Genomic DNA, 24,913 nt, shown 5'->3' with positions numbered 1-24,913 from the left:
CCAATTTGCGCAACCCAATGATTAAAGTCCTGCATGTGACCGAGTGCCTGGGCGGTGTCGAGACTTACCTCCACCTGCTGGCATCCCATATCAACGACGAGAACATCAGCTTCCACTTTGCGCTGCCGAAGCAATGCTCGATCTCGGCCGTTGCGGATGCGCGAAACTTTGGCGTCAGCTACCTGCCGATTCCCCGCAAGCTCGACCCGGTGAACGACCTGAAGGCTGCGCTCAGGTTGCGGGCGCTGGTAAAGAGCGTCGCGCCGCAGATCGTGCACCTGCACAGTTCGAAGGCGGGACTGGTGGGCCGGCTGGCATGCATCGGACTGGACGTGCGCGTTGTCTATACTCCGCATGCCTACTACTACCTCGGCCTCAGCGGGATAAAGCGCCGCGTGTTCCTGATGGCGGAGCGGTTTCTGCATCGCCTTACGGACGCGGTGCTGGCCACCTCGCCGTCCGAGCGGCATCGTGCCATCCACGAAGTCGGGCTGCCGCAGGACCGCGCGCACGCGATACTGAATGCCGTGGAACCCCGCTTTCCGCCGGCGGAAAGGCAGCTTGGCGACGGCGTCAAGCGAGTGATCATGGTGGCGCGGATCAGCCGGCAGAAGAATATCCCCATGTTCCTGGACGTGGCCAGGCTGTTCCAGGGCCGCCGGGATATCGAGTTCATGCTGGTTGGCTACGGCCACTACGAGGATGACCGGGCGACGCTCGATGCACTGCTGCAGGAACGCGGCCTGGTCGAGGGCAAGGATGTGACGGCCATCGCGTGGATGAGCCGGTCCGAACTGCTGGAGTTGCTGGGGTCGGCCGCGGTGGTGGTGCTCACCTCGCACTATGAGAGCTTCGGCTACGTGCTGGCGGAGGCCAATGCCCTGGCGATACCGGTGGTCGGCACCGACGTCGACGGGATCAAGGACATCATCGTCGATGGCAGCAACGGCTTCATCGTGCCGGTTGACGATGCGCCCTCCATGGCGGACTGCATTGAGGCGATCGTCGGCGACGCCGCGCTCTGGCAGGCCATGTCGGAGCACGCGGTGACACGCGCAAAGTCGGAGTTCAATATCGTGACCCAGGCCAGGAAGTTCGAGTCCTTCTATTCAAGCGAAGTGCTTGCCTAGCACAGGCACCGTGCGTGCTGGTCAGGGCTGCGCAGTGCCTGCTGCCAGGCTGACCAGCACAATGTCCCCGTTGGAATATTCCGTGTCGGCCTGCAGCATCGCCGCGCAAGGCCGCGCCCCGGCGGAAGTGCCCAGGGCCCTGACCTTGCAGCCGTCCGCCCTTTCCTTGCCCAGCTCCTCGCGCATCATCGCCCTGCTCTGCGGTCCCCAATAGATGCGATGGACAGCGCCATCCTTGCGCAGCGACAGCACAAAGCTGCCGTGATGCTCGCGCCAGGACGCATCGGTCGCACCGGCAAGGACGCCCAGCAGATCGCGCAGCATGGCGACGACCGGCTTTTCCGACCCATCAACCCTTAGCAGGCCGAAATTCGCCTCCCGGTCCCAGCGCGCCTCGCCCCGGTCGCGCCAGGAATAGATGCCCAGCATGGGCACCTGGGAGATGACACCGGACAGCACCTGCCTGGCGATCAACGCGGCCTGCGTCGCTTCGCTGCGAACCGGAAGATAGGAGGCATAGCCCCATTCGCTGACAATCAGCTCGGCGGACGGACGTGCTGAATTGCGGATCCGGCCGCTCAGTTGCCGGTAGTCCTGCAGCAGCGTCTCCGGCGTTGGCCGGTACGGATGAATGCTCAATCCCCGGAAGCAGCCCAGCCGCGGATCCGCCAGCAGCCGGGTCAGCGACAGCTCCGCGGCCGGGTTCCCCGGCTTCGGCAGCCGCGCAAGGCCGAACAGGTACAGGGGCGGCGGCGGCGCGACGCCCTGCTGCGCCAGTTCGTCGCAAAGCCTGCCGGCGGTCGAGATCAGTCGCGAGATCGGTACCGAGGGATGCAGGAAGGTTTGGTTGTCCGGCTCGTTCCAGATCTCATACGACAGGTCCGGCCCCTTGTTGCGCAGCATGAAGCGGGCAGCGAACCCGGCGAACTTCGCCTCGTTCGCATCGCTCGAACCGTCCTGGCCGGTATCGCCCCAGATATACCGTCCGCCGTAAAGCGTGATTAGCATGCGCAGGCCAGCCTGGCGCGCCATGCTGATGACCTGCAGGTAGCGTTCCGCCGGCAGATGCCCCCGCACCACGTCGGGCCGCACGCCGAACCGCACCAGCGAGAATCCCAGGCCCTTGATCGTGGCCAGGTCGTGATAGGACACCGTGGCGGGATCGATCTGCACGGCAAAGGCAGGCATCGATGCGATCCGGCCCGGAGCCGGGCGCGGTTCGGCGTGCGCGTGCTGGCAGGGCAAGAACCCAGACAGGGCCATGTGCGCCGCCGTGGCGAGCGCGCCCGCCAGCGCGCGGCCGTGCCCGGAGGCAGCCCTATGCCGTCCCATGCCTGCGAAGGACGCCCATTGCGAGCGCACCAGTCTGAATCAGCGCGATGACGAGGAACGACAACAGCATGACCTGCGCTGCCACGAGGTAGTCGAGCCGGGGATAGCGCCATGCCCCAAGCCCGATCCCGGCCACCAGGCCGATGCCCGCGGCAAGGAAGATGGCACGGGCCATGCCGAATGATTTCAGCAAGGTCCTCAGGCACATCACGACTGCGAACACGACAGGGAACAGGGCAAAGAAGCGCACATCGAGGTCGCCGTACGCCGCGCCGAACAGTATGACGACGATCCGGTCGCCAACCAGCAGCAGCAGCACGCTCAGCGCGCCGGCCAGCGCGACGCCGCCCAGCACGAACAGTAGGGACGTCCTGGCCAGCGTCAGCGTGTCATCCTGCCGGAACGAGGTCGCGAACCTTGGCATCAGGTGATAGCCGAGCGCCATCAGGATGTATTGGGCCGGCAGCAGCACCGTCAGCAGGATCCGGAATTTCGCCGAGTCGGCAAAGTGTCCCAGCGATCCCAGCAGCACGACCAGCCCCGGCCCGACCAGCCAGCTCATCAGCTGCGCGCTGGCCGAGCTTGCACCGAATCCCAGCCATTGCCGCGGGGACGCCGGCCTTCCCGGGATGATTTCAATACGGCCATTGCGCATATCGCGCCGGATGGCACCGGCCCCCAGCAGCGTCGGGAGCAGGATCGCGGCGGCGAGCATCAGCATTACCGCGGACTCTTTCTGTGTGCCGGAAGCCAGGCCGATCACGGCAACGCCGCCACCGATCAGCGTGTGGCAGGCGAGCAGCCCGGTATAGCCCCTCGCCTTCGCGCCTACGGTCCTGAGCACCCAGTATGCGGTGTAGCTGGCGAACAGCACGGCGGCCGCGGCACATGCCGACGTGCTCAGGCCATGCCCGTACAGGTAGAGGATCGACCCCGCGGCAACCGGCAGCACGGTCAGCAATGCAACTTCTATCGAAAAGCCCACGCGCAGCTTCAGCCCCTCGATCAGCGCCGGCTCATGCAGGAAGGAGACATAGAAGATATTGATGAACACCACCAGCGACAGCACCACCGCAACCACGCCATAGCCGGCCACATCCATTGACCGGGCCAGGGCCACGTTGATGCCGAACTGCACTGCCGTATAGGCGGCCTGCTCGAACACCGCGCCAAGCGCCGACAGCATGCGGCGCATTACTGCATCCCCCCGAGCGAAGGCGCGGCCTTGATCTCTGTCCGGCATGCCGGGGATGGGCCCGGCATCGCCGGGCTCCGGGCAAAAAGCATGGACAGGCCCTGCCTGATTTCCTGACCGAGCCGCGCCGAACGCTTGAACTGCGCGGCCCCCAGGGACCGGGCGTATGCCAGCCGTTCGATCAGGTCGTCAGCGCTGGCCGTCTGCCGCATCGCGAAATCCCCGCGCCCGCTCAGCTTGAAGAACGAGGCGACCTTGGTGTCCCAGACAATGCCGACGGAAGGCACGCCGAAGCTGAAGGCGATGATATTCGCGTGCATCCGGTGGCCCACCATGCTCCGGCATCCCGCGATGACCGAGACCAGTTCCGCCGGGGACCTTGGCAAAATGAAGTCCACATCATCAACGCCGAGCCGGCTCCTGACCGCAGCCGCCGCGATATTGTCTTCCGCCGCGCCGTTAGTGAACAGAACGACGCGTTGCCCGCTCTGCCGCAGCTTGGTCACCAGCCCTGCGAACATGCCGATGCCCCGGCCCTGCTCCGATACGCTGACAAGGTCCGCGTTGTAGTGCAGCGCTTCGACGTCCGACACGCAGATGCCCACATCCCAGCGTTTTTCCAGTCCCTTGTCGGCATAGAGCGCCGAACTCAGGATGGCCGGGTCCGGAATGATGGTCACGTCGGAACAAGTGTCCCCGGCGACGCGGACGATATTGCGGCGGGAATTTTCATCACGAACGGAAATGAACCGTGGCGCCGCCTGCTTGAAGAATCTGGACAGCAGATACTTCCCCGCGCCGGACCAGTTGCCCGCCACGCCTACCGATACCAGCGCGACCTCGGCCTTCTTGCCAAGGCACTGGGCCAGCAGGTAGAGCTTCAGGGGGAAATTGAGGTCCACATCGCACAGCAGCTGGCCGCCGCCGATCACCACCACATCGGCATCGGCGAGCTGCTGCTTCCACCTGGCGCGCCATTGCCGGCGGTATTTCATCCCGATGGCAAGGGTCAGCGCGGGCACCCGTGCCCAGCCAGGCAGGCTGGAGAAGATCCGCATCAGCCGCCCCTTCTTCAGCGAGCTTTCGCCGAGCTGGGTGCGCCCCGCGATATCGAGGTAGCTGATCCGGCAGTCCGGCAAGGCCTGGCGGATCAGGAAGCCCAGTGTTTCGGCTATCACGGCATCGCCGAGGTTGTCACTGTACGGCACCGCGCATATGACGACGTGCTTCATCTTGATTGGCCGAGGGCAAAGTTAGCAAGGGAATGAGAAACAAGCTGACCGAGGTGAGATGGCGGACATAGCTGCCCAGGTCTGGCTCGAATATGAACTGCACCAGGATATGCGCGACAATCAGCGTGGCAAACCAGCGGCGCTTGCGGTAGTCGTCACCAGCCGGCAACGTCCCGGACAAGCCGCGCAGCGCAACCCGGATGATCGCGAAGTGCATCAGCATCATGGCAAGATCGACCGGCGCGCGGAAGCTGATCACCGGCAACACGAAGATGGCGGCTGCATACAGGTAGTTGACGATGAAATTGATACCCGAGGTGGGCGGGTACAGGTTCCAGATCATCGTCCGGTTTTCGCTGCCGATGCTCAGCGCGTAATTGTTTGAGATATCCCTGGGCGACTGAAGGATGTACAGGATCTCCGAGGGCGCCACCAGGATCGCGCCCAGCAAGCAGGCCAGCACCGCGGCTTTCCATCCCGGCTTGAGCCCTGCCGACGCGCGGATGCCAAGCGCAAGCACCAGGATCATCGCATAGTAGTTCCGGATGAAGAAGGCGTAGCACCCGTAGATCACGATGACAATGACGACAAGTCCACGGGATGACACGGCCCTGGACATGCCGCATGCGACCAGGATGATCGACATGGCGATCACGACGGTCTCCTTGCCGGGTGCGAGCAGGTTCAGCAGCATGCACGGGAGCACGAACAGCCAGCGCACGGCCAGCTCGCGCAGGCTCGCGATGCGGCTCGACGCCACCACAAGGTAGGCAACGCCGACGCTGGCGGTGACGACGTTCACATACTCGGGGCCGAAGAAGGAGAACACGCGTGCTGTAGCGGCGAACGAATCGTCGAAGTTGGACGAGCCGGTCACCAGGAATTCCAGCATCTTGTTCGAATCGGTCACCCACTTCTCGGGAAGCGATTCGCGGCCGAAGAAATAGATCGCCAGATAGAGGATGCTCAGCAGCATGCTGGCGACTGCGGCCAGCCCACGCTCGGCAAGCACCCAGTCCGGATTCAGTCTCGTGGCATGCATTTCGATCCCCCGCTAGCGGCGTTCCACGATGGCCAATGCGCTTCGGCGTTACGATTTCTCGCCATTGCCGTAGCCGTAGTAGGCATAGCGATAGCGCCCGTATTTGGAACCGTAGCCATAGCGGAAGGCATTGGGATCCAGTCCGTTGAATATCACCCCCTTGACACTCACGTTTACCTGTCCAAGCTGCTTGGCGCACTCCGAGATCTCGCCGATCGAGCTCTTGCCGAAGCGCGTGACCAGGAAGACCGTGGCGCAACGTTCGGCCAGGATCGCAGCGTCGGCGACCGCCAGCACGGGGGGCGTGTCGATCATGAGCATGTCATAGCGATCGCTGAGGCCTTCGAGCAGCCTGACCATGCGCTCGCTGAGCATGAGCTCGGCAGGATTGGGCGGTATGGTCCCCGTGCCGATGAAATCCAGCCCCGGGACGACGTCGCGGTGAACGACCTCTTCCAGCGCAAGCTTCCCGGCGAGCACGTCCGACAATCCTGGATCCCGGTCCTTGCCGAAGTACTGGTTCAGGTAGCCCTTGCGCATGTCGGCATCCACCAGCAGCACACGCTTGCCGCCCGACGCCATCAACGCCGCCAGGTTGACCGAGACGAAGGACTTGCCCACGCCGGCCGTCGCGCCGGTCAGCAGCACGCGGTTGTTGTTCGCATCCAGCATGGCAAACTGCAGTGATGTCCGCAGGCTGCGCAGGCTTTCCACCGATGGCTCGTTCGGGTAGCGGTCCGCCAGCAGATACTGGCCCCGCTTGCGCGAATGGATTTCCTTGCTGAGGCTGATCTGGTGCTCGGATTGCGGAACGGTGGCATACACGTTGAGGCCGGTATGTTCCTCGATGTCCTTGGGATCCGTGATCCCGCCGAACAAGGCATTGCGGACAAAGGCCACGACCGCGCCCGCCAGCAGGCCCAGCACCGCGGCCAGGACGATCACCAGGGCCTTCTTTGGCTTGACCGGCTCCTCGGGGACCGGCGAGCTATCCACGAGGCGCACGCTGCCGACCTTGCCGGCCTTCACCAGCTTGAGCTGCTGCATATTGTTCAGCATGCCGACGTAGAGGTCGTTGTTGACCTGGACGTCGCGCATCAGGCGCAAGGTGTCCTGCTCCAGGTTGGGCAAGGCCTTGACACGGCTGGCGATCGATCCGACCTTGGTACCGAGCGTGGCGATCTGCTGGTCCAGGGCCTGCATGGAAGGATGGCCCGGCGCGAAGCGCGTCAGCAACTCGGCACGCTTCTGCTTGAGTTCGAGCAGCGAGGTCTCGGCCGTCACACTCTCCTGCAGGAATGCCTTGCCCTCTTCGCTGAGGTTGAAGGTGCCACGCTCATTGCGCATGGCGTTGTACTTGACCTCGGCGCGTTCGAGCTCGCCCTTCAGCTGCGGCAGCAGGTTATTCAGGAACAGCAGGGACTTTTCTGCTTCCGCGGCCTTGCGATTGATGTTCTGCGCCACGTACTCGTCACCGATCTCGTTCAGGATCGCCGCGGTCAGCCTGGCATCGTTGCCTTCGAGCGAGGCCCCGATCATGCCGCTCTGCTTGCCCTTCTCCGCGATATTCAACTGGAGCTGCAACTGCTCCACTGTCTTCAAACGAGAGTTCCGCACAAGGTTGAAGACAATGCCGGGCTTCGCCTTCAGTGCGCTCACCAGCAGCCGGATCTTCCCGACGGCATGGTCCGCTTCTACGGTTTCCCCGACACGGCCGTCGATGGGCTTGTCGAGACTGCTCTGCTCGAGCCGGTAGCGGCCATCACCCAGGCTGGTCAGTACGAAGTTCTCGCCTTGCAGTTCCTCGGGTACGTCGAACGTGGAAACCGCGATGGATTCCGAACCCCAGGCATATCCTCCCGTGCCAAACAGGCCCGGCTCGGAAAGCCCTTTTGACTGGCTCGCGATCCATGGCCCGATCAACGGGAAATACTTTGGCTTGGCATCGATATAGAGCCGCAGATTGTCCACCGCCTTGCCGACGATCATTCGCGAGCGCAGGATCTCGATTTCCGCGGTCGCCTGCGTCTTGACGTCGAACAGCGAGGAGACGTCGCCCAGCAGGCCGTTGGGACTGTTCTGGCTGTCTTCGACCTGCACGAGGATATTCGCCTCGTAAACCGGCCGCGCCAGGAACGCATAGCTCACCCCAAGCGCAAGGATGGCAATGGCAATCGCCGCGATGAGCCAGCGGCTTGCCACCAGCACGTCCAGATAGCGAACGAGGGCGATCTCTTCTGACTGACTGGGCGCCGCGACAGGAACGTAAGTGGAATTGTTCATTGGAGGCAGGACAGTATGTTTAACCCAGGGCCCGGATGCGAGGCACCCACGATTCCACGCCGCGCCGGATCAGTTGCAGCGCATTTTCGAAGGCCGGACGTGGCTGGCGATAGGGATCCGGCACATCGAACTTTCCCAGTTCGCCCAGGCGGAACACGCGCCCCGTGGTAGCGGGGTGCAAGCGCTGAATCTCCTGGCGCTGGGCGCCGTCCATGACGAGTATCAGGTCCGCGCGCCGGATCATGGCGTAACTGAGTTGCTGGGCCCGATGGCCCGAAATGTCCACGCCCTGCTGACTCATGAGGTCCACCGCCTTCGGATCGGCAGCCTGTCCGGCAAGCGCACCCAGCCCGGCGGAGCCGACGTCGCCCTCGGGCAGCGCCTGCCTGAGCAGGCCCTCCGCCATCGGACTCCGGCAAATATTGCCGATGCACACCACGAGTACGGTCTTGATCATTTGACTGCGTTCGCCGTGGACGTGAAGAAGTTTCCGCTCGGCAGCAGTTGGTTGATCACACGGCTCCAGCGGACCACGCCCGCGGCATCCACGTAGACAACGTCCCTCGGCTTCAATTCGAACGCTTCGGCCAGCGCAAATGCCACAGGCGACTTGCCGTCAAGGTGGAACACCTCGGCTTGTCCGTCCGTACCCTTGCGGATCACGTAAAGTTCCTTGGCGTTGGCGGAGTTGGGGTTCAGGCCACCAGCTTCACCAATCGCTTCGCTGAGCGTGAGCCGCCCGTTCCGCGGCATTACCGGGGTCGGCTTCACGACTTCGCCGGTCACGAAGACCTTGCTGTCCTCACGTTGCTCCACGCGCACGATGTCGCCGTTGCGCAGCAGGATGCTGGCCGGGTCGATGCCTTGCTGCAACAGCGCAGGCAGGCTGACGAAGTAATTTTTCCCGTCGCGCGAGATGCGGATGCGGCTGTTATCGCCGGTCAGGACGTTGACACCGCCAGCGCGGTTGAGCGCTTCGACCAGGGTCATCGGCACGTCGTCGATATTCTGCGGGCCAGGCGTCTTCACTTCGCCGTCGAGGTAGACACGCTTGCTGCGAAAGGCGAGCACACGTACGGTGACCTGCGGCATGTTGACGACGGGCTTGAGCTGGGTGCTCAGTTGCCCGCGGATCTGATCCGGGGTCTGGCCGAGAACCTTGAGCACACCGGCATAAGGAAACTGGATGGTGCCGGCAGGGCTGACGACATAGCCCGGTATGTTGGCGGCACCGCTGTAGCTCGGTATCTCGTAGGCCGCACCGATCGAGTAAGTCTGCGTGGGGAACACCAGCTCCGGGTGGTCCCAAACAACGATCGACAGGATGTCACCGACGCCCACGGTATAGGGCTTTGGAACGTCGTACAGCTCCTCCACCCCGACGTTTACCGATGGCGTGGTGGCCTTCAGCGTACGCACCAGCGCCGGCGTGATCTGCGTGATCCTGGGCACCGATTCCGGATCTTCCGGGTCGAGCGGACGCTGTGGGTCGAAGCGCATGCCTGGCGCGAGTGCGCAGGAAGCCAGCAATGGAATGATCCCCACGCACATGGCGGCCCTGCCAAACCTCAATCTGCTTGAAAGCTTTAGCACGTCTCGATGATTCCCTTGTTTGCAAGAAGACCCGCATTGCCCGCCGTCTCCCTGGCGGGTTGAGCAGCGGCGGTTCCGCTGGTTCGACATGGCACACGTGGGTGCCTTTCCGCTTGTTTGCATTGCCTGCGGACTTGAACCTGGCGGTGTTGGCTTCGTGTTGCACGGCGCGGAGGCGCGCTCTTTTTGCACTGCGTCATTTCGCAAATGACCGGCGAAGTTTATGGCCCGTGGGACTACATCTTCAAGGCGCAACCGGCGTTTTCAGTAAGTTTCCGATCCCCCCATCAGAGTGGAAACGAAAAATGGAATGGACGGCAATGAAGCGGTGTCGGGTCGACGGGCGCCTCGTCGAGCAGGCCGCCCCGGGCCTAATGCCCTGCTTCGCGCAACTTGCGAAAGCCCAAAAAAGAGGGCGTAGACGCGGGGAAGCGTCTACACCCTTACGGGAGCGGCAACGGGGTCAGTGCTTGCCGGCCTTGATTATTGAGGGGCGGCGAAACCCGTCTTACCCCGTTTCGGTAGGCCCCACACCGAGGTGGGGAAAGTTTCCAATGATCGGGCTGACTGACAATTGCCGTCGCGCCAACCACGTTTTTGCCTTCTTCCTGTCCCAACGCGTGGGGGGTACCGTGGATGCTGCGACGCAGCACAATTCCCGGTGGCACCCCGTTGCCGACTTAAGGGTGTAGGCGATCGATTCCCTGTTGCGCCTACACCCTCTTTCTTTGCCGTTAGCAGCATTATCAAAATAGAAGGGAGCAACTCAAATGACGAGTCGCGTCAGCAAAGCCGTCTTCCCGGTTGCGGGCCTGGGCACCCGCTTCCTGCCCGCCACCAAGGCCAGCCCGAAGGAAATGCTGCCGGTGGTGGACAAGCCGCTGATCCAGTACGCCGTGGAAGAAGCCATGGCCGCCGGCATTACCGAGATGATTTTCGTCACCGGCCGCTCCAAGCGCGCCATTGAAGACCATTTCGACAAGGCCTTCGAACTGGAGGTGGAACTCGAGGCCAAGAACAAGCGGGCACTGCTGGACGTAGTGCGCTCGATCAAGCCGGCCAACGTGGAGTGCTACTACGTGCGCCAGTCCGAGGCGCTGGGCCTGGGTCATGCGGTACTGTGCGCGGCCAAGCTGGTTGGCAACACGCCGTTCGCGATCATGCTGGCCGATGACCTGATCGACGGCAACCCGCCGGTGATGAAACAGATGGTGGATGCCTACAACCACTACAACTGCTCGGTGCTGGGGGTCGAAGAGATCTTGCCCGAGCAGAGCCGCTCCTACGGCGTGGTCGAAGGCCGTGAATGGGGCGAAGGCGTGATCAAGGTATCGGGCATCGTCGAGAAGCCCGCGCCGGAAGAGGCCCCTTCGAACCTGGGCGTGGTCGGCCGCTACATCCTGACGCCGCGCATCTTCGACCACCTGCGCGCACTGAAGCCCGGCGCCGGCGGCGAGTTCCAGCTGACCGATGCGATCCAGTCGCTGCTGAGCCACGAACAGGTGCTGGCCTACCGTTACCAGGGCACGCGCTACGACTGCGGCAGCAAGCTGGGCTACCTGAAGGCGACGGTCGATTATGCGCTCAAGCACCATGAAACCGGCGCAGAGTTCCGCAGCTACCTGGAGCGGCGTGGCTGCCTTTACTCTGACAGCGTGATTGCCTAGAAGCAGACGCGATGATCCTCGCTCCGCCCGAGCATACTGGAAACACCCGGATGTCTGCACAAAGCGAAATTGCCAAGGCGCTCAGGCAATGGCTCACTCATCAGTCCTGGTACAGCGCACACCCTGTCGATGAGGGCAGGTTCTACCGCGCGATGGCTGAGGTCATTGCCCACGCGGGTACGGTCTGGACCGACTCGGAGTTCGCCGAAGCCATCTACGATGTGATCGGCAGGAACCCGAAGGCAGCGCTCGAAGAATACGTCCACGCGTACACCAGCATCGCGATGCGCATCCGGGACTACGAGACGGTTCGGCCTGATCCATTGTTTGCTTACGGCGGCGGTGGCTCATATGCCCGCCTGTAATCTCAGCAACGCAACCAGAGAGGCAGCAGCCACATGATTGACTGGATCCACGTGGGCAAGGCGTTCTTTCTCGGCATTCTCGAGGGCTTGACGGAATTCCTGCCCATATCGAGCACCGGGCACCTGATCCTGGTCGGAGACTGGATCGACTTTGCGGCCAGCGAGGCGCGCGTGTTCGACGTGGTGATCCAGCTCGGCGCCATCCTGGCCGTGTGCTGGCTGTACCGTGCCAAAATCACGCACCTGTGCGAGGGCGCGGTCCGACGGGATCCGGAGGCGCTGCGCTTTGCCACGGCGGTGCTGGTCGCCTTCCTGCCTGCAGCGGTCATCGGCGCACTGCTCATCGGGCCCATCAAGCACCGGCTCTTCCATCCCCCTGTCGTCGCGGCTGCGTTGATCGTGGGCGGCCTGGTCATTCTCTGGGTGGAGCGGCGCAGGCCAGTGCCTCGCATTCACACCATCGAAGATTTCGGCTGGAAGCAAGCCATCGGCATCGGCTTTGCACAGTGCGTGGCCATGATCCCCGGCACGTCCCGCTCGGGCGCCACCATCATCGGAGGCATGCTGTCGGGCGTGTCGCGGCAAGCCGCAACCGAGTTCTCGTTCTTTCTCGCCATCCCCACCATGCTGGGCGCCGCCAGTTACGACGCCATGCGGCACTACCATTTGCTCAGCATGGCAGACCTCTGGGCCATTGCCGCCGGCTTTACCGCGGCGTTCATCTCGGCGCTGTTTGTCGTCAATGCGATGATCCGCCTTGTCGCGCGACATTCGCTGCAGGTATTTGCCTGGTATCGCATCGCACTCGGCCTGCTGATTGCGGTCATGACCGCTGTCCCCTCGCTTTGAGCCTGGTCTGGGCCCGCAATATGGCAAGCCGCGCCTACGTGGCCGGGCAATTCGATGCCCGGCCACGGGACGCGCCTGATCCAGCCAGCTTACTTGGCGCAGGCGAGGTTGACGGCCAGTCCGCCCCAGTCGGTGGCCTGGTTGGTGTCCACCTGGACCTGCAGCTTGTCGTTGTGGAGAACAGTTCCGGCGGCCACCTCCCGGGTGCAGCTCTTCAGGCCGTTGGTCACCTTGCAACTCAGGCTGCCAACCTCCGACAGGCTCGCTGTAACGCCCGCCCCCGTCACCTTGTACACCGAGATGTCCAGCGATCCCTGCACCTTGCCAAGCGTGCTTGCAGTGAGCGTGACGCGGGTGCAGTCATATGGAATCACGACACCGAAGTCGGACGGCCGTGGCACCGCACCGCCGGCGCCGGTCATGACGTAATGGCCGCGGGTAAGCGTGTCCGGTACGTTGAAATTGCCGTTGTACACAGTCGACGTCGTCATCGTCACGCCGGTGGTCGGCCACTTGCCGTCCTGCTTCGGCCCGTACATCGTCGAAGTCGAGGTATCGAAATAGAAATCGCCATCGACGCCGATGCTGTCGGTCGGCGCACCGCTGCCGTACAGGATGTGGCCGCCATTGCCAACCGTGCCGCCACCGGTACCGCCCGTGCCGCCGGTCCCGCCGCTGCCTGACTGCCCCACCAGCGACACCCCCGCCGGCCACTGGTCGTTGGCCTTGGGCCCGTACAGCGTCCAGGTGTTGGTATCGAGGTAGAAATCGCCATTGTTGCCGACGCTGTTGTCCGGAGCCCCCGCGCCGGTCAGCACGGTGCCGCCGCCGGGGCCCGACGATCCGGTGCCGCCACCCAGCGGAACGCCCGGCGGCCAGGTGCCGTCCGCCTTCGGCCCGAACAGGGTCGAGGTCGAAGTGTTGATGTAGTAGTCGCCATTGTTGCCGACGCCGTCAGTCGGATCGGTGGAGCCGGACAGGATGGTATTGCCCGCCAGGCCCGTATTGCCGCCGGTGCCGGTGTTGCCCTGGGCGCCGCTCCCGCCCGCCGGCCCTGCGATCGACACCCCCGCCGGCCACGCGCCGTTTGCCTTGGGCCCGAACAGCATCCAGGTCGCGGTATTCAGGTAATAGTCCCCGTCCTTGCCGATTTCGGGCCCGGGGTCAGTGGTACCGGACAGCATGGCGCTGCCCGCGTCGGCTGGCGCTGGCGCGTTCGTGGACGTGGACGGCCCGGTGTTGCCCGTCGTTGTCGCGGCGGAATTGGTGCTGGCGGGGGCCGAGTCGCCCCCGCCTCCTCCGCAACCGGCCACCGTGAAAATCAGACAGGCAAACGGTACCGCTGCGAGCCTCATGTGGATGCGTTTCATGAATACCCCCTTTTTCCCGGCTTTTTTTAGCTACATTGAGATCCGATCGCTTGCGCTGACGCCAACGATGCGTTCAATCTAGCTGGCGGAATTGGAAAGAAAAATCGCCCCTATGGACGAGCGCCGGGTACGCGCCAGGAGCGCCCGCAGCGTGCATCGGACCGGGTCGGAGGCGGTTGCCGGAGCGCACGATGGCCATTGCATGCGGGCCGGTCGACGGGCCTCGCGGATTCCCACAAAGCCTTTACGTACAAGGCTTTTCGGGTCATCGAGGCCACTATCGCGAGTTCGGGCACAGATTGCGTGCACACGCTGTCTACCCCGCGAAAGCGGGAGCTTTATTCCGCCCGGGACCGCGCATCGGCAAGCCAAGGGCAGACTCCCCCGAAAGGATGTTCGGAAAATGAAACGTGGGTGTCATCAACACGCCGGCCGCCCCGGCTTGCGGCAAGGATCACGGCTTGTTCTGCCCACTTGTCCTCGCGGTTTGGCGGCACTGGCCCGGCGTGCATGATCCAGGCGATGTTTCAAAGCCGAATCAGCCTCGAAGTCCCCTGTCTGAATGATGGGAACGGGTGCCCTCGTCCACTACGCTTGCATGAAACTGCCACACCACTGAAACCGGGGGGGAATCATGGGTGAGTGGAACCCGTGCGGGCCGCACGAGCCTGCCGAGCTTCTATTGTGCGAGGCGCCTGAACCAGTTGGAACACCGACGCCAAGGTCGACCCAGAAGCGGCCCAAGGCGTCACGTGTCGCACCACCCTGGACAACACCCATTGTGTGGCCCGGCAGTTTCGAGTGCGACGCCATGGCCGGACACCGCGAGCCTGCGGGCGGGGACCGTCTGACGGGCGCGGATGATCCGCTGCTGGGCTGCCTGTTGCTGCTCAACCGGGTATGGCAGCGGCCAATACCGACGGGCGTCCTGAAAGAGCTGCCACACCGCCTCACGTTGCCGCAGCTGGGCGACGCGGCGGCGCACGCGGGCTTGTCGACCCGGCTCGCGGAGATGGAGTTGGACACGATCCCTGACCGCGTACTACCGGTAATCCTGCTGCTACACAAGCGCAGACCGTGCGTACTGCTGGAGCGCCGCGAGCACGGACGCCTGCTGGTCGCGCTGCCGGGTTGGGGCGGCGGTGAACAGGAGGTTAGTCGGGATGAGTTGCTGGCCCAGTACAGCCGGTACGCCATCCTGGTACAGCCTTTATCGCAGGCAGAAGGGCGGGCAGAAACGCAGGCAGAAATGCAGGCAGAAGCGCAGGCGGAAACTCAGGCAGAAGGGCAGGCAGACATGGAGCCAGCGCAGCCGGGCCGTTCGACCGGTACCGCGACGCGCCCATCCTGGCGCCACCATTGGGACCGGCTGACTGCCTCTGCGCACAAGGTGTTCCGGTCGCGGCGCAGGCGGCGTGCGGACGAGGCTGCCGTCATTCGCAGCTAGCCATGCCGGAAAGCGATGGGCGCCAAGCCTTTTCAGTCGCCCCAGAACAGGAAGCGCCGATGCCGCGGCGTATGGACCTTACGAGACGCCCGGGTCTCGGGACTGAAGCGCGCCTCCGGGTCGACCGCTCGTGCGCGCAGCGCCATGTCGTAGAACGCGCCCACCATCGGCAGGGCGCTGCGCGCGCCCTGCCCCCAGTAGTCGCCGAGCGTCACACGTCCATCATCGAAGCCCACCCAGGCGCCCGCGACCAGTTGGGGATGCATCAGGATGAACCAGCCGTCGGCATTGTCCTGCGTCGTGCCCGTCTTGCCCGCCACGTCGGCGCGAATGCCGAAGCGCGTCCGGATCTGCGCTCCGGTGCCCCGGACCACGACGTCGCGCATCACGTCGACGAGTGTTTGCGCTGCGCCTGCGGGTAGTGCCTGCTCCGGCGATGCGCTCTTAAATTCGGCGAGCACCTTGCCCTCGTGATCCTCGATGCGGGTGACCATGCGCGGCTCGACATAGGCGCCGCGGTTGGCAATCGTGCTGTAAGCCGAGACCATTTCCTTGAGCGTGACCGGGCTCGTGCCCAGCGCGAGCGACGGTACCCGTTCGAGCGCGCTTTCTCGCACACCCATCGCGTGCGCAAGGCGCGCGACCTTCTCGGGCCGCGTCTCCTGCATGAGTTGCGCCGTGACGCGATTACGCGAGTACACCAGCGCGTCGCGCAGCGTGACCGGCCGGCCAGTTGGCGGCTCCGCATCGGAAGGCCGCCACATCGCCTGCCCGCGCAGTGGGATGGCAACGCTGCGGTCTACGAGCGTATCGTCCGGGCGGGCGCCGTCCGCGAACGCCGCCCCGTAGACGAAGGGCTTGAACGTAGACCCGGGCTGGCGCCGGGCCTGCTGCACGTGATCGAACGGCGCGTCAGTGAAATCACGACTACCGACCCATGCCTTGATATCGCCGTTGCGCGGATCGATCGCGATGAATCCCGCCTGGACCTGGGTCTTGCTTCGGCAGAGGTCACGGACAAACGCCGGGTTCCTGCCTAGCCTCCTGAGCGCCGTCTCATCCGACCGACCCGCATCGCGTGCGGTGCGGTATTCCGGCGTTTGCCGCATGAACGTCCGGAACAGGTCGTTGTCCGGCCCACAGCCCCGGCGTTCGCTCCAGGCCTCATTCGCAATCCATTGCAGCTGGCTGGCCTGCCAGTCCACCGCCTGCAACGCCATGGCCTGCAGCCGGAAATCTATGGTCGTGCGCACGACCAGTCCGTCGGCGTAGATGTTGTAGCCATTGCGCTCGGCCCATGCGATCAGCCATTTGCGCAACTGCACGGAAAAGTGCGGTGCTGCGCTTCTCGGCGCGGGCTGCACCGCGAAATTGACCCTGAGCGGTTGCCGGCTCAGCCAGATATGGGCATTGGGTCTGAGCTTCCCGTGCTTGCTCATCTGCCCAAGCACAGTGTTTCGCCGCTGCACGGCGCGCGACGGATTCAACACGGGGTTGTAAGTGCTGTTGGCCTTCAGCATGCCGACAAGTGTCGCGCCTTCGAGGATATCGAGCTGTTGGGCCGATTTGCCGAAGTAGGTGCGCGCCGCCATTTCCACGCCGTAGGCGTTGTACAGGAACGGTACATTGTTCAGGTACGTCTCGAGGACCTGGTCCTTGCTGTACACGGCTTCGATCTTGAGCGCCGTTATCGCCTCCCTGACTTTGCGCGCGAGGGTCGGCGCGCGGCCAACCTGGTCGGGGTACAGGTTGCGCGCGAGCTGCTGCGTGATCGTCGAACCGCCCTGGCGTTCGCCGGACAACGTATGCAGCGCAGCCGCCGCCATGCGCAGCCAGTCAATGCCGTGATGCTCGTAGAACCGGTGATCCTCGGTTGCGATCAATGCGTCCAGCACGTACGGCGAGATCTGCCTGAGCGACACCCACTCGCGATTGACCGGCTTGAACTCGTCGAGCACCCTGCCATCGGCGGACACGATGATCGCCGGGCGGTCGATGCGAGCTTTCCGAATGTCGCCGAGAGCCGGTGTGGACGGTACGAGCGCGAGCACGTACAGCAGGAACAGCGCGGGCACTGCAGCAAGGGTCAGCAAGATGCCTCGTCGCGTCGGGCGGCGAAGGCGGCGCAGTGCGCCGCTGAAGGCGCGCCTGGCTGTCAGGATGCTGGCAGCGGCCAAGGGTCGGATGCGGATGAGCCACCGTGCGCAGAACTCTCGAAACAACGATACAGGGCGGCGATTCACGACGGCGGGACGCTTGGCGGAAAGAGCAGGATCCTACCAAAGCACCGGAACCCGTCTGTTGCCAAATGCCCGCGTAAGTCGCGGCACTAACATTCGATTACATCTGTTTCATTTGGACAGAGTTACCGGCGTTTCCCACGAAGACTGGATGTCGGACAAAGCCGGATAGCGCCGCGACAGGGGAGCGGTTAAATTGGGCCGCTCGATCGGGCATCTTCATGGGAGGCATAGGCATGCAAGACATTCTCATCCTGACCGTCGGCACTCTATTGCTCGCAGCCCTCCTCTTCCCTGGCCGCAAAAGCCGGCGAGGCAAGTAGACAAGCTCGCGCACACGGAACTCGTGCCGGCGGCGGCCAGGTCGCCGCCGGCAACCGGAACGTCGCATCTGGCATGGCTTGCCGCGGTGCTAGGTGTTGGCCTGCAGGGAACCGGCCGGCCGGCGCATTGCGCCCCGCGCCGCCCTGCTCTCCTTGGGACTGCAGCCAAATTGCGCGTGATACCAGCGCGAAAATCCGCTTGGCGCGGAGAAACCGAGCAGGGTCGCCACCTCGGTCAACGGGCGATCGCTCTCCAGGACATGGCGCGTGGCGAGTTCCGTGCGGATGTCATTGACGATCGACGAAAAGCTCTGCCCTTCTTCCGCCAGCCGGCGCTGGACCGTGCGGCACACCACGCCCAGGTGGTCCGCCACCTGCTCGATGGTGCAGCGCCCGCCGGGCAGCAGCAACGGGATGATGCGCCGCACGTCATCGAGCATGGTCACTTGCCGGGAAATGGCAAAGGCATCCACCAGTTGTTGCGCGTAGCGCGCCATGGCGGGATCGGCGGAGGGATTGCGGGCGTCGAGATCGGCCTTCGTGCAGATAATGCAGTTGAATTCATGGTCGAATTCGATGCGAGGTCCGAAAAACCGCTGGTGCGTACCGAGGTCGCGTGGCGCGGGATGTTCGAAGCAGACGCGCCGCGGTTCCCAGTCCGGTCCCAGCAGCTGCCGGATCAATCGCACGATGACCCCGAGTGCGAGCTCCGCCCTTTGGCGCGTGGGCTGATGGGCGTTGCCGGCGATGACCGCCTCGCGGATGATCACCAGCCCGTCGCATTCCTCGACCGCCAGCGAGAGCGCACTGTTGAGCAGGGTCTGATAGCGCATCAGGACGCGCAGCGAGTCGCGCAGGGTCGCCTGGTCGCGGATCAGCAATCCTACCGGCCCGAGGTTGGACAGCAGGCGCGACTCGGCCATGCACAGTCCGAAACTTTCATTGCCCGACAGGGTCGCGGACGCCTGCAGCAGCCGCCCGACGCGCTCGCCCGGGATCATCAGGTCCGGCTCGCGCAGGACGCTCGGGCTCAGGCCCGCGTCAAGGAGCATCCGCACCGGATCCAGCCCGGCAGCCAGGGCGACCTCGCTGTAGTTGGTGAGGGCCGCAGCGCGGACAAGAGACGACATGGCAGGGCCGAGTGAAACAGTGACAGGGAATGATAAAAGCCTGTCATCCACTGTCAAGCGGGAGAAACCCGTGGCGTCCGGCCTCCGGCGGCGATTATCCGGCGGCGATTGCTGCCGGGATCACCAGCAGATGGCGGACGCCTGCCGCGGAGCCTTTCAGCGCCCCATGCGGCGGTCATAGCTGCGGGAAACGCGCTCGATCAGGCCTGGATCGCGCGTGCTCGCGGCATTGAACTCCACCCGCACGCTGCCGTCGCCTTGCTGGCGGACAGTGGCCGTGACGGTATCGCCATCTTTGCTGCCGACGACCGTGCCGGCCATCGCGTCCTGATTGGCGATCACCAGGCCCTGGTCGCGCATGGCATCCGCGGCCGCATAGAACGAACGATCGTAGCTGGCCGGCGCGCCCGCCGTGGGTGGATAGCCATAGTACGTGCAGCCCGCCAGCGACAGCATGGCAGCGGCAATCAGGGCAATGCGCGTGGGCTTCATGGTGGTACGCTCCTCTTCCAGTGGTGGCCGTGGCCAGGGGGCCGGCGCGCCCAGGGCCTCGCGAAGCACCGGACGTCTGCTTCGTGCCTGCTTCGTGCGGCTATGCCATCAGAAGCGCCTCATATTCTTCCCGGAACTGGTCGAGGGAGCTGTCTACCACCGTCACGGCGCCGTCGATCAGGCCGCAGCGCCCGCTGCCGGGAAGGATGCGGCACAGGTTTTCCAGCGCTTCCACGTCGGCGCGCACGCCGCGGCCGGTATCGATCCGGTTGAGCAGGCGCATCAGCTGGAAGGTGCCGCCCTTGCATGGCGGGCACTGGCCGCACGAACCCTGGGCGAAGAAGCTCACGTACTCGGCCACCTTGCGGACGATGCTGGTGCCTTCCGACACCACGATCATCGCGCCGGTCCCCAGCCGCGAGCGCCGCTGCCGCACGGAATCGAAGTCCAGTGCCACGTCGAGGTCGCGCTTCGTCAGCAGGGTATTGGAAGGCCCGCCCGTGAAGACCGCCTTGAATTCCTTGCCCTGGAGCATGCCGCCGCCATGCCCGAACACCAGCGTCTCCAGGCTCGTGCCCATCGGCAGCTCATACAGCCCGGGCCGCAACACGTCGCCCGACAATGAATACAGCTTGGTGCCGGCGGCGTTGCCGATGCCGAGACTGCGATACCACTGCGCCCCGTGGCGCATGATGCCGGGCACGTGGGCCAGCGTCTCGGTGTTGTTGACGACGGTGGGCGCGCCATGCACGCCGTGCTGGGCCGGGAAAGGCGGCTTGCGGCGCGGGAACGGGAACCCGCCCTCGACGCTTGCGATCACCGCGGTTTCCTCGCCGCCGATGTACAAGCCGGAGCTCGGCACGACGCCGAGCGATACCGGCCCGCCTACCAGTTGCGCCAGCTCGGCGAACTGCGCGTGCGCCTGCCACTGCCGCACGGCCTGGCGCGTCATGTCCAGCGCAAGCGGCTGGTGCGGATTGACGTACAGCACGACATGGTTCGCACGGGTGGCGGCCGCGGCGATCAATGCGCCCTCGATCACCTGGTGCGGCGTATGCTCCAGCAGGAACCGGTCCTTGAACGTCCCCGGCTCGTCTTCATTGCCATTGCAGATGATGTATTTGTCGCCATCCGGGGCCGCTGCCACCGGTGCCCATTTGCGATGCGTGGCGAAGCCGGCGCCGCCCATGCCGCGCAGGTCCGCCTGTTCGATTTCGGCGATGATCGTGGCCGGATCGCGCAGCGCCCTGGCCAGCCCCTCTCCGCCGCCCCGCGCAAGCCAGCGCTCCAGGTCCGCACCGACGCGGATTTCCTTGTTGAGGAGTACCTGATTCAGGGGTTCCATCGCGCGCTCCGTCGATCGCTCACCGCGTGCCGCCGACCGTGCGGCCCCGTACGCCGGCGCCCAATCCGGCATCGACACGCAGGTCGAAATGCGCGTAGCCGGGGAACAGCTGCGGTGCCTTGACATGCAGCGGCAGCCCGGCGAGCGTCAGTTCCCGCTGCCACGCATGCACGTGGCCGATGCCGGCGCGCACGGCCATCGCGCCGCGCCCTGCCTGTGCCGCGCTAACTCCGGCACGCCGGCCCATGCTCAGGATGTCGAGCAGCGCGTTGCCCATCAGCCGGTTGCGCCCGTGGATGCCGCCCGTGACCTCGCCCACGCAGTAAAGTCCCGGCACGCTGGTCGCGCCGTCCTTGTCGATGGCAACGCCACCATTCTGGTAATGCAGGGTCGGATAGACCAGGAAAGGCTCCTGCGCCGCGTCCTGCCCGCACTTGTGCGCGAGATGGCGCAGCGTGACCAGGCGCTTGGCCAGGATGCCGGGGTTTTCCATTTCCAGCGTCGGCGTGTCGAGGAAGACCCCGACCTGCCCGCCCCGCTCGATGCCGCGGCCCTGCGCGCATTCGCGCAGGATCGCGGAGGCCACAATGTCGCGCGGCTTGAGCTCATCGACGAAGCGCTCGCCCTCGCCGTTGATCAGCCGTGCGCCGGCCGAGCGCGCGGCCTCGGAGATCAGGCCGCCCGCCAAGTGCGGCGGGTAGGCGATGCCGGTGGGGTGGTACTGGAACGAATCGAGCTCGCGCAGCCGCGCGCCGAGCCGATAGGCAAGCACCAGACCGTCCGCGGTCGCGCCGTAGTGATTGGACGTGGGGAAGCTGTTCAGGTGCAGCCGCCCCGCCCCGCCGGTGGCGAGAATCACGGCACGGGCGCGCACCAGCATGAAGGTGCGCCATTCGAGGTTGTAGATCACGGCGCCGGCGCAGCGGCCGCGCTCGTCGGACAGCAGCTCGACCGCGGGGCAGCGGTTCCACACTGCAACCCCGGGCTCCAGGTCCACCGCCTCGCGCAGCACGCGCATCATCTCCAGCCCGGTGTAGTCCCGATAGGACAGGATGCGCGCGGCCGACGCCCCGCCCGGCTTCTTGCGCAGCAGGTTGCCGCCAAAGGGCCGGTCTTCTTCCTGGTCGAACATCATGCCCAGCCGGATCAGCCAGCGGATCACGTCGGGCCCGTCCATCACCATCTGCGCAACAAGCTCGGGCTCGCCGCGGAAATGCCCCGCGCGCAGGGTGTCCTCGAAGTGAAGCTGGGGACTGTCATCCTCGCCGATGGCCGCCTGGATGCCGCCCTCGGCCATCACGGTATTGCTGTCGCCAAGACGCAGCTTGGTGGCAAGGATCACCTGCGCGCCCTGCCCGGCGGCGGTCAGTGCCGCCGCGCAGCCGCCCCCGCCGCCGCCGATGATCAGCACATCGGTGGAGACCAGCTGCGCACCGGCGATGTCGACATCGTCGATCAGCGCGTTAGCCTGCAGGCAGCGCGCGAGATCCGGCTGGCAGGGTTCGCCGCGGTTCACGCCGACGGCCAACGCGACGCGCGCATTGGGCCCGTGGTCGGGGTGATAGGCCTTGAGCAGGGCGTCAACGTTGGTCTCGTCGCTGCGCATCGGCGCGGCCACACCGGGCCGGTAGCGCCGGCGCGCTTCGTCGTAGGGGATGCCGGTCGGCATGATCGTGTGCCTCCGTCAGCGCGGCGGCTGTGCGCCGGGCGCGTCGAAGTCGATCGTCATCGCCCCGCTTTCGATCTGCTGCAGGCGCAGCATCAGGTTGGCGGGCCGCAGTGTCTGCGCCGCGATCATGCGGCGCACGAACAGGCCGAGATGATTGGGGCGGATGTGTTCCGGGCAGGCCAGCGTGCAGAGGTTGCACATGACGCATTCGTCGAAGACCTGGCTGGCAGCGGTGAGCTTGCCTTCGACGGCGAACTGCACGCCCTGCTGGACCTCGAGTTCCTTCGGGCAGGCGCGGTCGCAGCCGCTGCAGTGGCGGCAATGCGCGGCCTCGGGGAAGGTCGTGGAGATCGCCTGCAAGGCCTCCCAGCTCTCGCCGATCTCTTCCATGCGGTAGACGTGCCGCTCCGTCGCCGTAAAGTAGTCCAGGAACGCGACCTGCATGCCGTCTTCGACGAGCGTCTCGCACGCCAGCGCCGTGCGCACGTCCTGCTCGCCGCTGCGCCGCACCATGACCCGGCACGAGCCGCACACGCCCTGGCCCATGCATCCCACGCCTTCGACCAGCGTTTCCCCCGCGTGCAGGAAGGCCTGCAGGATGGAGCAGTTCGCCGGTGCTTCGATCTGCCGCCCTTCGATGCTCAGACGTACCATCGCATGCCCCGTGGAATCGGCGGCGCCCACTTCACACTGGCGCCAGGGTCGAAAAGGTCATATAAAACCATAGCACACCGAAGGTCTTTGCCTAAGGGAGCCGTAATGGAAACCTGGCTGAATGCGCTCGCGCCCGTCATTGCAGCGATCGTAGTCGCCGTGATCCCGGCGCCAGAGGGACTTGCGCTGCACACGTGGCTATACTTCGCGATCTTCGTGGGCGTCATCGTCGGGCTGATGCTCGAGCCGCTGCCCGGCGCCGCCATCGGCCTGCTGGCGGTGACGCTGGTGACGGTGCTGTGCGAATGGGTGTTCTACAGCCCCGAGCAACTCGCAATGCCAGGCTTCAATCCTGCGAACGCGGCCCTGGCGTGGGCACTTTCCGGATTCGCCAACAGCACGGTGTGGCTGATCTTCGGCGCCTTCATGTTCGCGCTCGGATACGAAAAGACCGGGCTGGGCCGGCGCATCGCCCTCTTGCTGGTGCGGGCCATGGGGCGCAGGACGCTGACGCTGGGCTATGCGGTGATGATGGCCGACGCACTGCTGGCGCCGTTCACCCCTTCCAATACCGCGCGCAGCGGCGGCACGATCTTTCCCGTCATCCGCAACCTGCCGCCGCTCTATGACTCGAAGCCGAACGATCCGTCGGCGCGGCGGATCGGCTCGTACATCATGTGGACCGCGATTGCCAGCACGTGCGTAACCAGTTCGATGTTCCTCACCGCGCTGGCGCCCAACCTGCTCGCCGCCGAGCTGATCCGCAAGACGGTCCAGGTCGACCTGAGCTGGATGCGGTGGTTCATGGCCTTCGCGCCGGCAGGCATCGTGTTGTTGCTGGCCGTGCCGCTGCTCGCATACCTGCTGTATCCGCCGGAAGTGAAGCAAGGCACCGAGGTGCCGGCCTGGGCGGCGCAGGAACTGCAGAAGATGGGCCCGCCAAACCGGCGCGAGCTGCTGCTTGCCCTGCTGGTGCTGATCGCGCTGGCGCTGTGGATCTTCGGGGACAAGCACGTCAACGCGACCACCGCGGCGCTGATGGTGATTGCCCTGATGCTGGTGACCGGTGTCGTGACCTGGGATGACATGCTGTCCAACAAGCAGGCGTGGAATACCCTGGCCTGGTTTGCAACGCTGATCGCGCTGGCCGACGGCCTGAGCCGGACCGGCTTCGTCAAATGGTTTGCCGACACCATGGCAAGCCACATGAGCGGCCTGTCGCCGATGACGGCTGCGGTAACGCTGGTGCTGGTCTTCTATTTCACGCACTACATGTTCGCCAGCGTCACCGCCCATACGACGGCAATGCTTCCGGTCATGCTCAGCGTCGGCTCGACCATTCCCGGCCTGCCAATGGAGTCCTTTGCGCTGATGCTGGCCCTGACGCTGGGCATCATGGGCATCCTGACACCTTATGGCACCGGTCCGAGCCCGGTCTACTTCGGCAGCGGCTACCTGCCCGCCGGTGATTACTGGCGGCTTGGCGCCATGTTCGGCGTGATCTACATCGCCGCGTTCCTGGCGCTCGGCGTGCCGCTGCTGCTTTGAAACGGAG

At 64.8% G+C, this 24,913-nt stretch carries 21 protein-coding genes; 7 read left to right on the top strand and 14 right to left on the bottom strand.

Annotated elements, in window-relative coordinates; translation table 11 throughout:
• Positions 1-17 precede the first annotated feature (17 nt).
• Complete coding sequence (locus tag E0W60_RS18280) at positions 18-1,130, top strand: glycosyltransferase (RefSeq protein WP_135705156.1); 1,113 nt, start codon at positions 18-20, stop codon at positions 1,128-1,130.
• 21 nt (positions 1,131-1,151) lie between these two features.
• On the opposite strand, the gene E0W60_RS18275 is transcribed toward E0W60_RS18280, so the two are convergent.
• From E0W60_RS18275 to E0W60_RS18245, 7 genes are all read right to left on the bottom strand, one after another.
• On the bottom strand, positions 1,152-2,318 hold the full coding sequence (locus E0W60_RS18275; RefSeq protein WP_240745961.1) for a hypothetical protein: 1,167 nt from the start codon (positions 2,316-2,318) through the stop codon (positions 1,152-1,154).
• 130 nt (positions 2,319-2,448) lie between these two features.
• Positions 2,449-3,657 (bottom strand): lipopolysaccharide biosynthesis protein, encoded by a 1,209-nt coding sequence (locus E0W60_RS18270; RefSeq protein ID WP_135705155.1) that lies wholly within the window; start codon positions 3,655-3,657, stop codon positions 2,449-2,451.
• Positions 3,657-4,889 carry a polysaccharide pyruvyl transferase family protein gene (locus tag E0W60_RS18265; protein ID WP_135705154.1) on the bottom strand — a complete coding sequence of 411 codons (1,233 nt, stop codon included), beginning with the start codon at positions 4,887-4,889 and terminating at the stop codon, positions 3,657-3,659. Before E0W60_RS18265 ends, E0W60_RS18270 begins: the two co-directional genes overlap by 1 nt.
• Entirely contained in the window at positions 4,852-5,931 is a 1,080-nt protein-coding gene (locus E0W60_RS18260; RefSeq protein WP_135705153.1) for a hypothetical protein, read from the bottom strand. The genes E0W60_RS18265 and E0W60_RS18260 overlap by 38 nt, the downstream gene beginning before the upstream one ends.
• A gap of 48 nt (positions 5,932-5,979) precedes the next feature.
• Positions 5,980-8,214: a polysaccharide biosynthesis tyrosine autokinase gene (locus E0W60_RS18255; protein WP_135705152.1), complete on the bottom strand. Its 2,235-nt coding sequence runs from the start codon at positions 8,212-8,214 to the stop codon at positions 5,980-5,982.
• Between the two features lie 19 nt (positions 8,215-8,233).
• The gene (locus tag E0W60_RS18250) at positions 8,234-8,671 is read right to left on the bottom strand and encodes a low molecular weight protein-tyrosine-phosphatase (protein ID WP_135705151.1); all 438 of its coding nucleotides are present in this window, start codon (positions 8,669-8,671) and stop codon (positions 8,234-8,236) included.
• Positions 8,668-9,807: a polysaccharide biosynthesis/export family protein gene (locus E0W60_RS18245; RefSeq protein ID WP_135705150.1), complete on the bottom strand. Its 1,140-nt coding sequence runs from the start codon at positions 9,805-9,807 to the stop codon at positions 8,668-8,670. The genes E0W60_RS18250 and E0W60_RS18245 overlap by 4 nt, the downstream gene beginning before the upstream one ends.
• Positions 9,808-10,577: 770 nt before the next feature.
• Here E0W60_RS18245 and galU point away from each other — a divergent pair.
• Genes galU through E0W60_RS18230 form a run of 3 tightly spaced genes read left to right on the top strand, consistent with a single transcriptional unit; the run spans position 10,578 to position 12,688 of the window.
• Positions 10,578-11,474 (top strand): UTP--glucose-1-phosphate uridylyltransferase GalU, encoded by an 897-nt coding sequence (galU, locus tag E0W60_RS18240; RefSeq protein WP_135705149.1) that lies wholly within the window; start codon positions 10,578-10,580, stop codon positions 11,472-11,474.
• Positions 11,475-11,485: 11 nt separating this feature from the next.
• Positions 11,486-11,839 carry a hypothetical protein gene (locus E0W60_RS18235; RefSeq protein ID WP_133098584.1) on the top strand — a complete coding sequence of 118 codons (354 nt, stop codon included), beginning with the start codon at positions 11,486-11,488 and terminating at the stop codon, positions 11,837-11,839.
• A 33-nt stretch (positions 11,840-11,872) separates the two neighbouring features.
• Positions 11,873-12,688, top strand: coding sequence for an undecaprenyl-diphosphate phosphatase (locus E0W60_RS18230; RefSeq protein ID WP_135705148.1), 816 nt, complete (start codon positions 11,873-11,875; stop codon positions 12,686-12,688).
• Between the two features lie 89 nt (positions 12,689-12,777).
• Here E0W60_RS18230 and E0W60_RS18225 read toward each other — a convergent pair whose 3' ends face one another.
• Complete coding sequence (locus E0W60_RS18225; RefSeq protein ID WP_240745960.1) at positions 12,778-13,872, bottom strand: hypothetical protein; 1,095 nt, start codon at positions 13,870-13,872, stop codon at positions 12,778-12,780.
• Here E0W60_RS18225 and E0W60_RS37540 point away from each other — a divergent pair.
• On the top strand, positions 13,871-14,140 hold the full coding sequence (locus E0W60_RS37540; RefSeq protein ID WP_240745959.1) for a hypothetical protein: 270 nt from the start codon (positions 13,871-13,873) through the stop codon (positions 14,138-14,140). The two genes, E0W60_RS18225 and E0W60_RS37540, sit on opposite strands and share 2 nt — an antisense overlap.
• Before the next feature lie 729 nt (positions 14,141-14,869).
• Positions 14,870-15,505 (top strand): cysteine peptidase family C39 domain-containing protein, encoded by a 636-nt coding sequence (locus E0W60_RS18220; RefSeq protein ID WP_240745958.1) that lies wholly within the window; start codon positions 14,870-14,872, stop codon positions 15,503-15,505.
• Positions 15,506-15,537: 32 nt separating this feature from the next.
• Here the strand turns inward: E0W60_RS18220 and E0W60_RS18215 are convergent, their stop codons facing one another.
• From E0W60_RS18215 to E0W60_RS18190, 6 genes are all read right to left on the bottom strand, one after another.
• The gene (locus E0W60_RS18215; protein WP_135705146.1) at positions 15,538-17,748 is read right to left on the bottom strand and encodes a penicillin-binding protein 1A; all 2,211 of its coding nucleotides are present in this window, start codon (positions 17,746-17,748) and stop codon (positions 15,538-15,540) included.
• 409 nt (positions 17,749-18,157) lie between these two features.
• Entirely contained in the window at positions 18,158-19,198 is a 1,041-nt protein-coding gene (locus E0W60_RS18210; protein ID WP_135706261.1) for an AraC family transcriptional regulator, read from the bottom strand.
• Between the two features lie 156 nt (positions 19,199-19,354).
• Entirely contained in the window at positions 19,355-19,690 is a 336-nt protein-coding gene (locus E0W60_RS18205; RefSeq protein WP_133098587.1) for a hypothetical protein, read from the bottom strand.
• Positions 19,691-19,790: 100 nt separating this feature from the next.
• The gene (locus E0W60_RS18200; RefSeq protein WP_133098588.1) at positions 19,791-21,035 is read right to left on the bottom strand and encodes a complex I 51 kDa subunit family protein; all 1,245 of its coding nucleotides are present in this window, start codon (positions 21,033-21,035) and stop codon (positions 19,791-19,793) included.
• A 19-nt stretch (positions 21,036-21,054) separates the two neighbouring features.
• The gene (locus E0W60_RS18195; RefSeq protein WP_135705145.1) at positions 21,055-22,704 is read right to left on the bottom strand and encodes an FAD-binding protein; all 1,650 of its coding nucleotides are present in this window, start codon (positions 22,702-22,704) and stop codon (positions 21,055-21,057) included.
• Positions 22,705-22,719: 15 nt separating this feature from the next.
• Positions 22,720-23,358, bottom strand: coding sequence for a 2Fe-2S iron-sulfur cluster-binding protein (locus tag E0W60_RS18190; RefSeq protein ID WP_135705144.1), 639 nt, complete (start codon positions 23,356-23,358; stop codon positions 22,720-22,722).
• A 105-nt stretch (positions 23,359-23,463) separates the two neighbouring features.
• Here E0W60_RS18190 and E0W60_RS18185 point away from each other — a divergent pair, with 105 nt between their 5' ends.
• Positions 23,464-24,906 (top strand): anion permease, encoded by a 1,443-nt coding sequence (locus tag E0W60_RS18185; protein ID WP_135705143.1) that lies wholly within the window; start codon positions 23,464-23,466, stop codon positions 24,904-24,906.
• The last annotated feature ends 7 nt before the right edge of the window (positions 24,907-24,913 follow it).

The sequence above is a fragment of the Cupriavidus oxalaticus genome, assembly GCF_004768545.1.
In the GTDB taxonomy this organism is placed as follows: domain Bacteria; phylum Pseudomonadota; class Gammaproteobacteria; order Burkholderiales; family Burkholderiaceae; genus Cupriavidus; species Cupriavidus oxalaticus_A.
This window is presented reverse-complemented; position numbering and strand designations above follow the sequence as displayed.

What these genes read in the sequence shown, in the direction of transcription:
- E0W60_RS18280 (WP_135705156.1), top strand. Translation starts at nt 18, where the DNA reads ATGATTAAAGTCCTGCATGTGACCGAGTGCCTGGGCGGTGTCGAGACT.
- E0W60_RS18275 (WP_240745961.1), bottom strand. Translation starts at nt 2,318, where the DNA reads ATGCCTGCCTTTGCCGTGCAGATCGATCCCGCCACGGTGTCCTATCAC.
- E0W60_RS18270 (WP_135705155.1), bottom strand. Translation starts at nt 3,657, where the DNA reads ATGCGCCGCATGCTGTCGGCGCTTGGCGCGGTGTTCGAGCAGGCCGCC.
- E0W60_RS18265 (WP_135705154.1), bottom strand. Translation starts at nt 4,889, where the DNA reads ATGAAGCACGTCGTCATATGCGCGGTGCCGTACAGTGACAACCTCGGC.
- E0W60_RS18260 (WP_135705153.1), bottom strand. Translation starts at nt 5,931, where the DNA reads ATGCATGCCACGAGACTGAATCCGGACTGGGTGCTTGCCGAGCGTGGG.
- E0W60_RS18255 (WP_135705152.1), bottom strand. Translation starts at nt 8,214, where the DNA reads ATGAACAATTCCACTTACGTTCCTGTCGCGGCGCCCAGTCAGTCAGAA.
- E0W60_RS18250 (WP_135705151.1), bottom strand. Translation starts at nt 8,671, where the DNA reads ATGATCAAGACCGTACTCGTGGTGTGCATCGGCAATATTTGCCGGAGT.
- galU (WP_135705149.1), top strand. Translation starts at nt 10,578, where the DNA reads ATGACGAGTCGCGTCAGCAAAGCCGTCTTCCCGGTTGCGGGCCTGGGC.
- E0W60_RS18235 (WP_133098584.1), top strand. Translation starts at nt 11,486, where the DNA reads ATGATCCTCGCTCCGCCCGAGCATACTGGAAACACCCGGATGTCTGCA.
- E0W60_RS18230 (WP_135705148.1), top strand. Translation starts at nt 11,873, where the DNA reads ATGATTGACTGGATCCACGTGGGCAAGGCGTTCTTTCTCGGCATTCTC.
- E0W60_RS37540 (WP_240745959.1), top strand. Translation starts at nt 13,871, where the DNA reads ATGGCGCTGCCCGCGTCGGCTGGCGCTGGCGCGTTCGTGGACGTGGAC.
- E0W60_RS18225 (WP_240745960.1), bottom strand. Translation starts at nt 13,872, where the DNA reads ATGCTGTCCGGTACCACTGACCCCGGGCCCGAAATCGGCAAGGACGGG.
- E0W60_RS18220 (WP_240745958.1), top strand. Translation starts at nt 14,870, where the DNA reads ATGGCCGGACACCGCGAGCCTGCGGGCGGGGACCGTCTGACGGGCGCG.
- E0W60_RS18210 (WP_135706261.1), bottom strand. Translation starts at nt 19,198, where the DNA reads ATGTCGTCTCTTGTCCGCGCTGCGGCCCTCACCAACTACAGCGAGGTC.
- E0W60_RS18205 (WP_133098587.1), bottom strand. Translation starts at nt 19,690, where the DNA reads ATGAAGCCCACGCGCATTGCCCTGATTGCCGCTGCCATGCTGTCGCTG.
- E0W60_RS18200 (WP_133098588.1), bottom strand. Translation starts at nt 21,035, where the DNA reads ATGGAACCCCTGAATCAGGTACTCCTCAACAAGGAAATCCGCGTCGGT.
- E0W60_RS18195 (WP_135705145.1), bottom strand. Translation starts at nt 22,704, where the DNA reads ATGCCGACCGGCATCCCCTACGACGAAGCGCGCCGGCGCTACCGGCCC.
- E0W60_RS18190 (WP_135705144.1), bottom strand. Translation starts at nt 23,358, where the DNA reads ATGGTACGTCTGAGCATCGAAGGGCGGCAGATCGAAGCACCGGCGAAC.
- E0W60_RS18185 (WP_135705143.1), top strand. Translation starts at nt 23,464, where the DNA reads ATGGAAACCTGGCTGAATGCGCTCGCGCCCGTCATTGCAGCGATCGTA.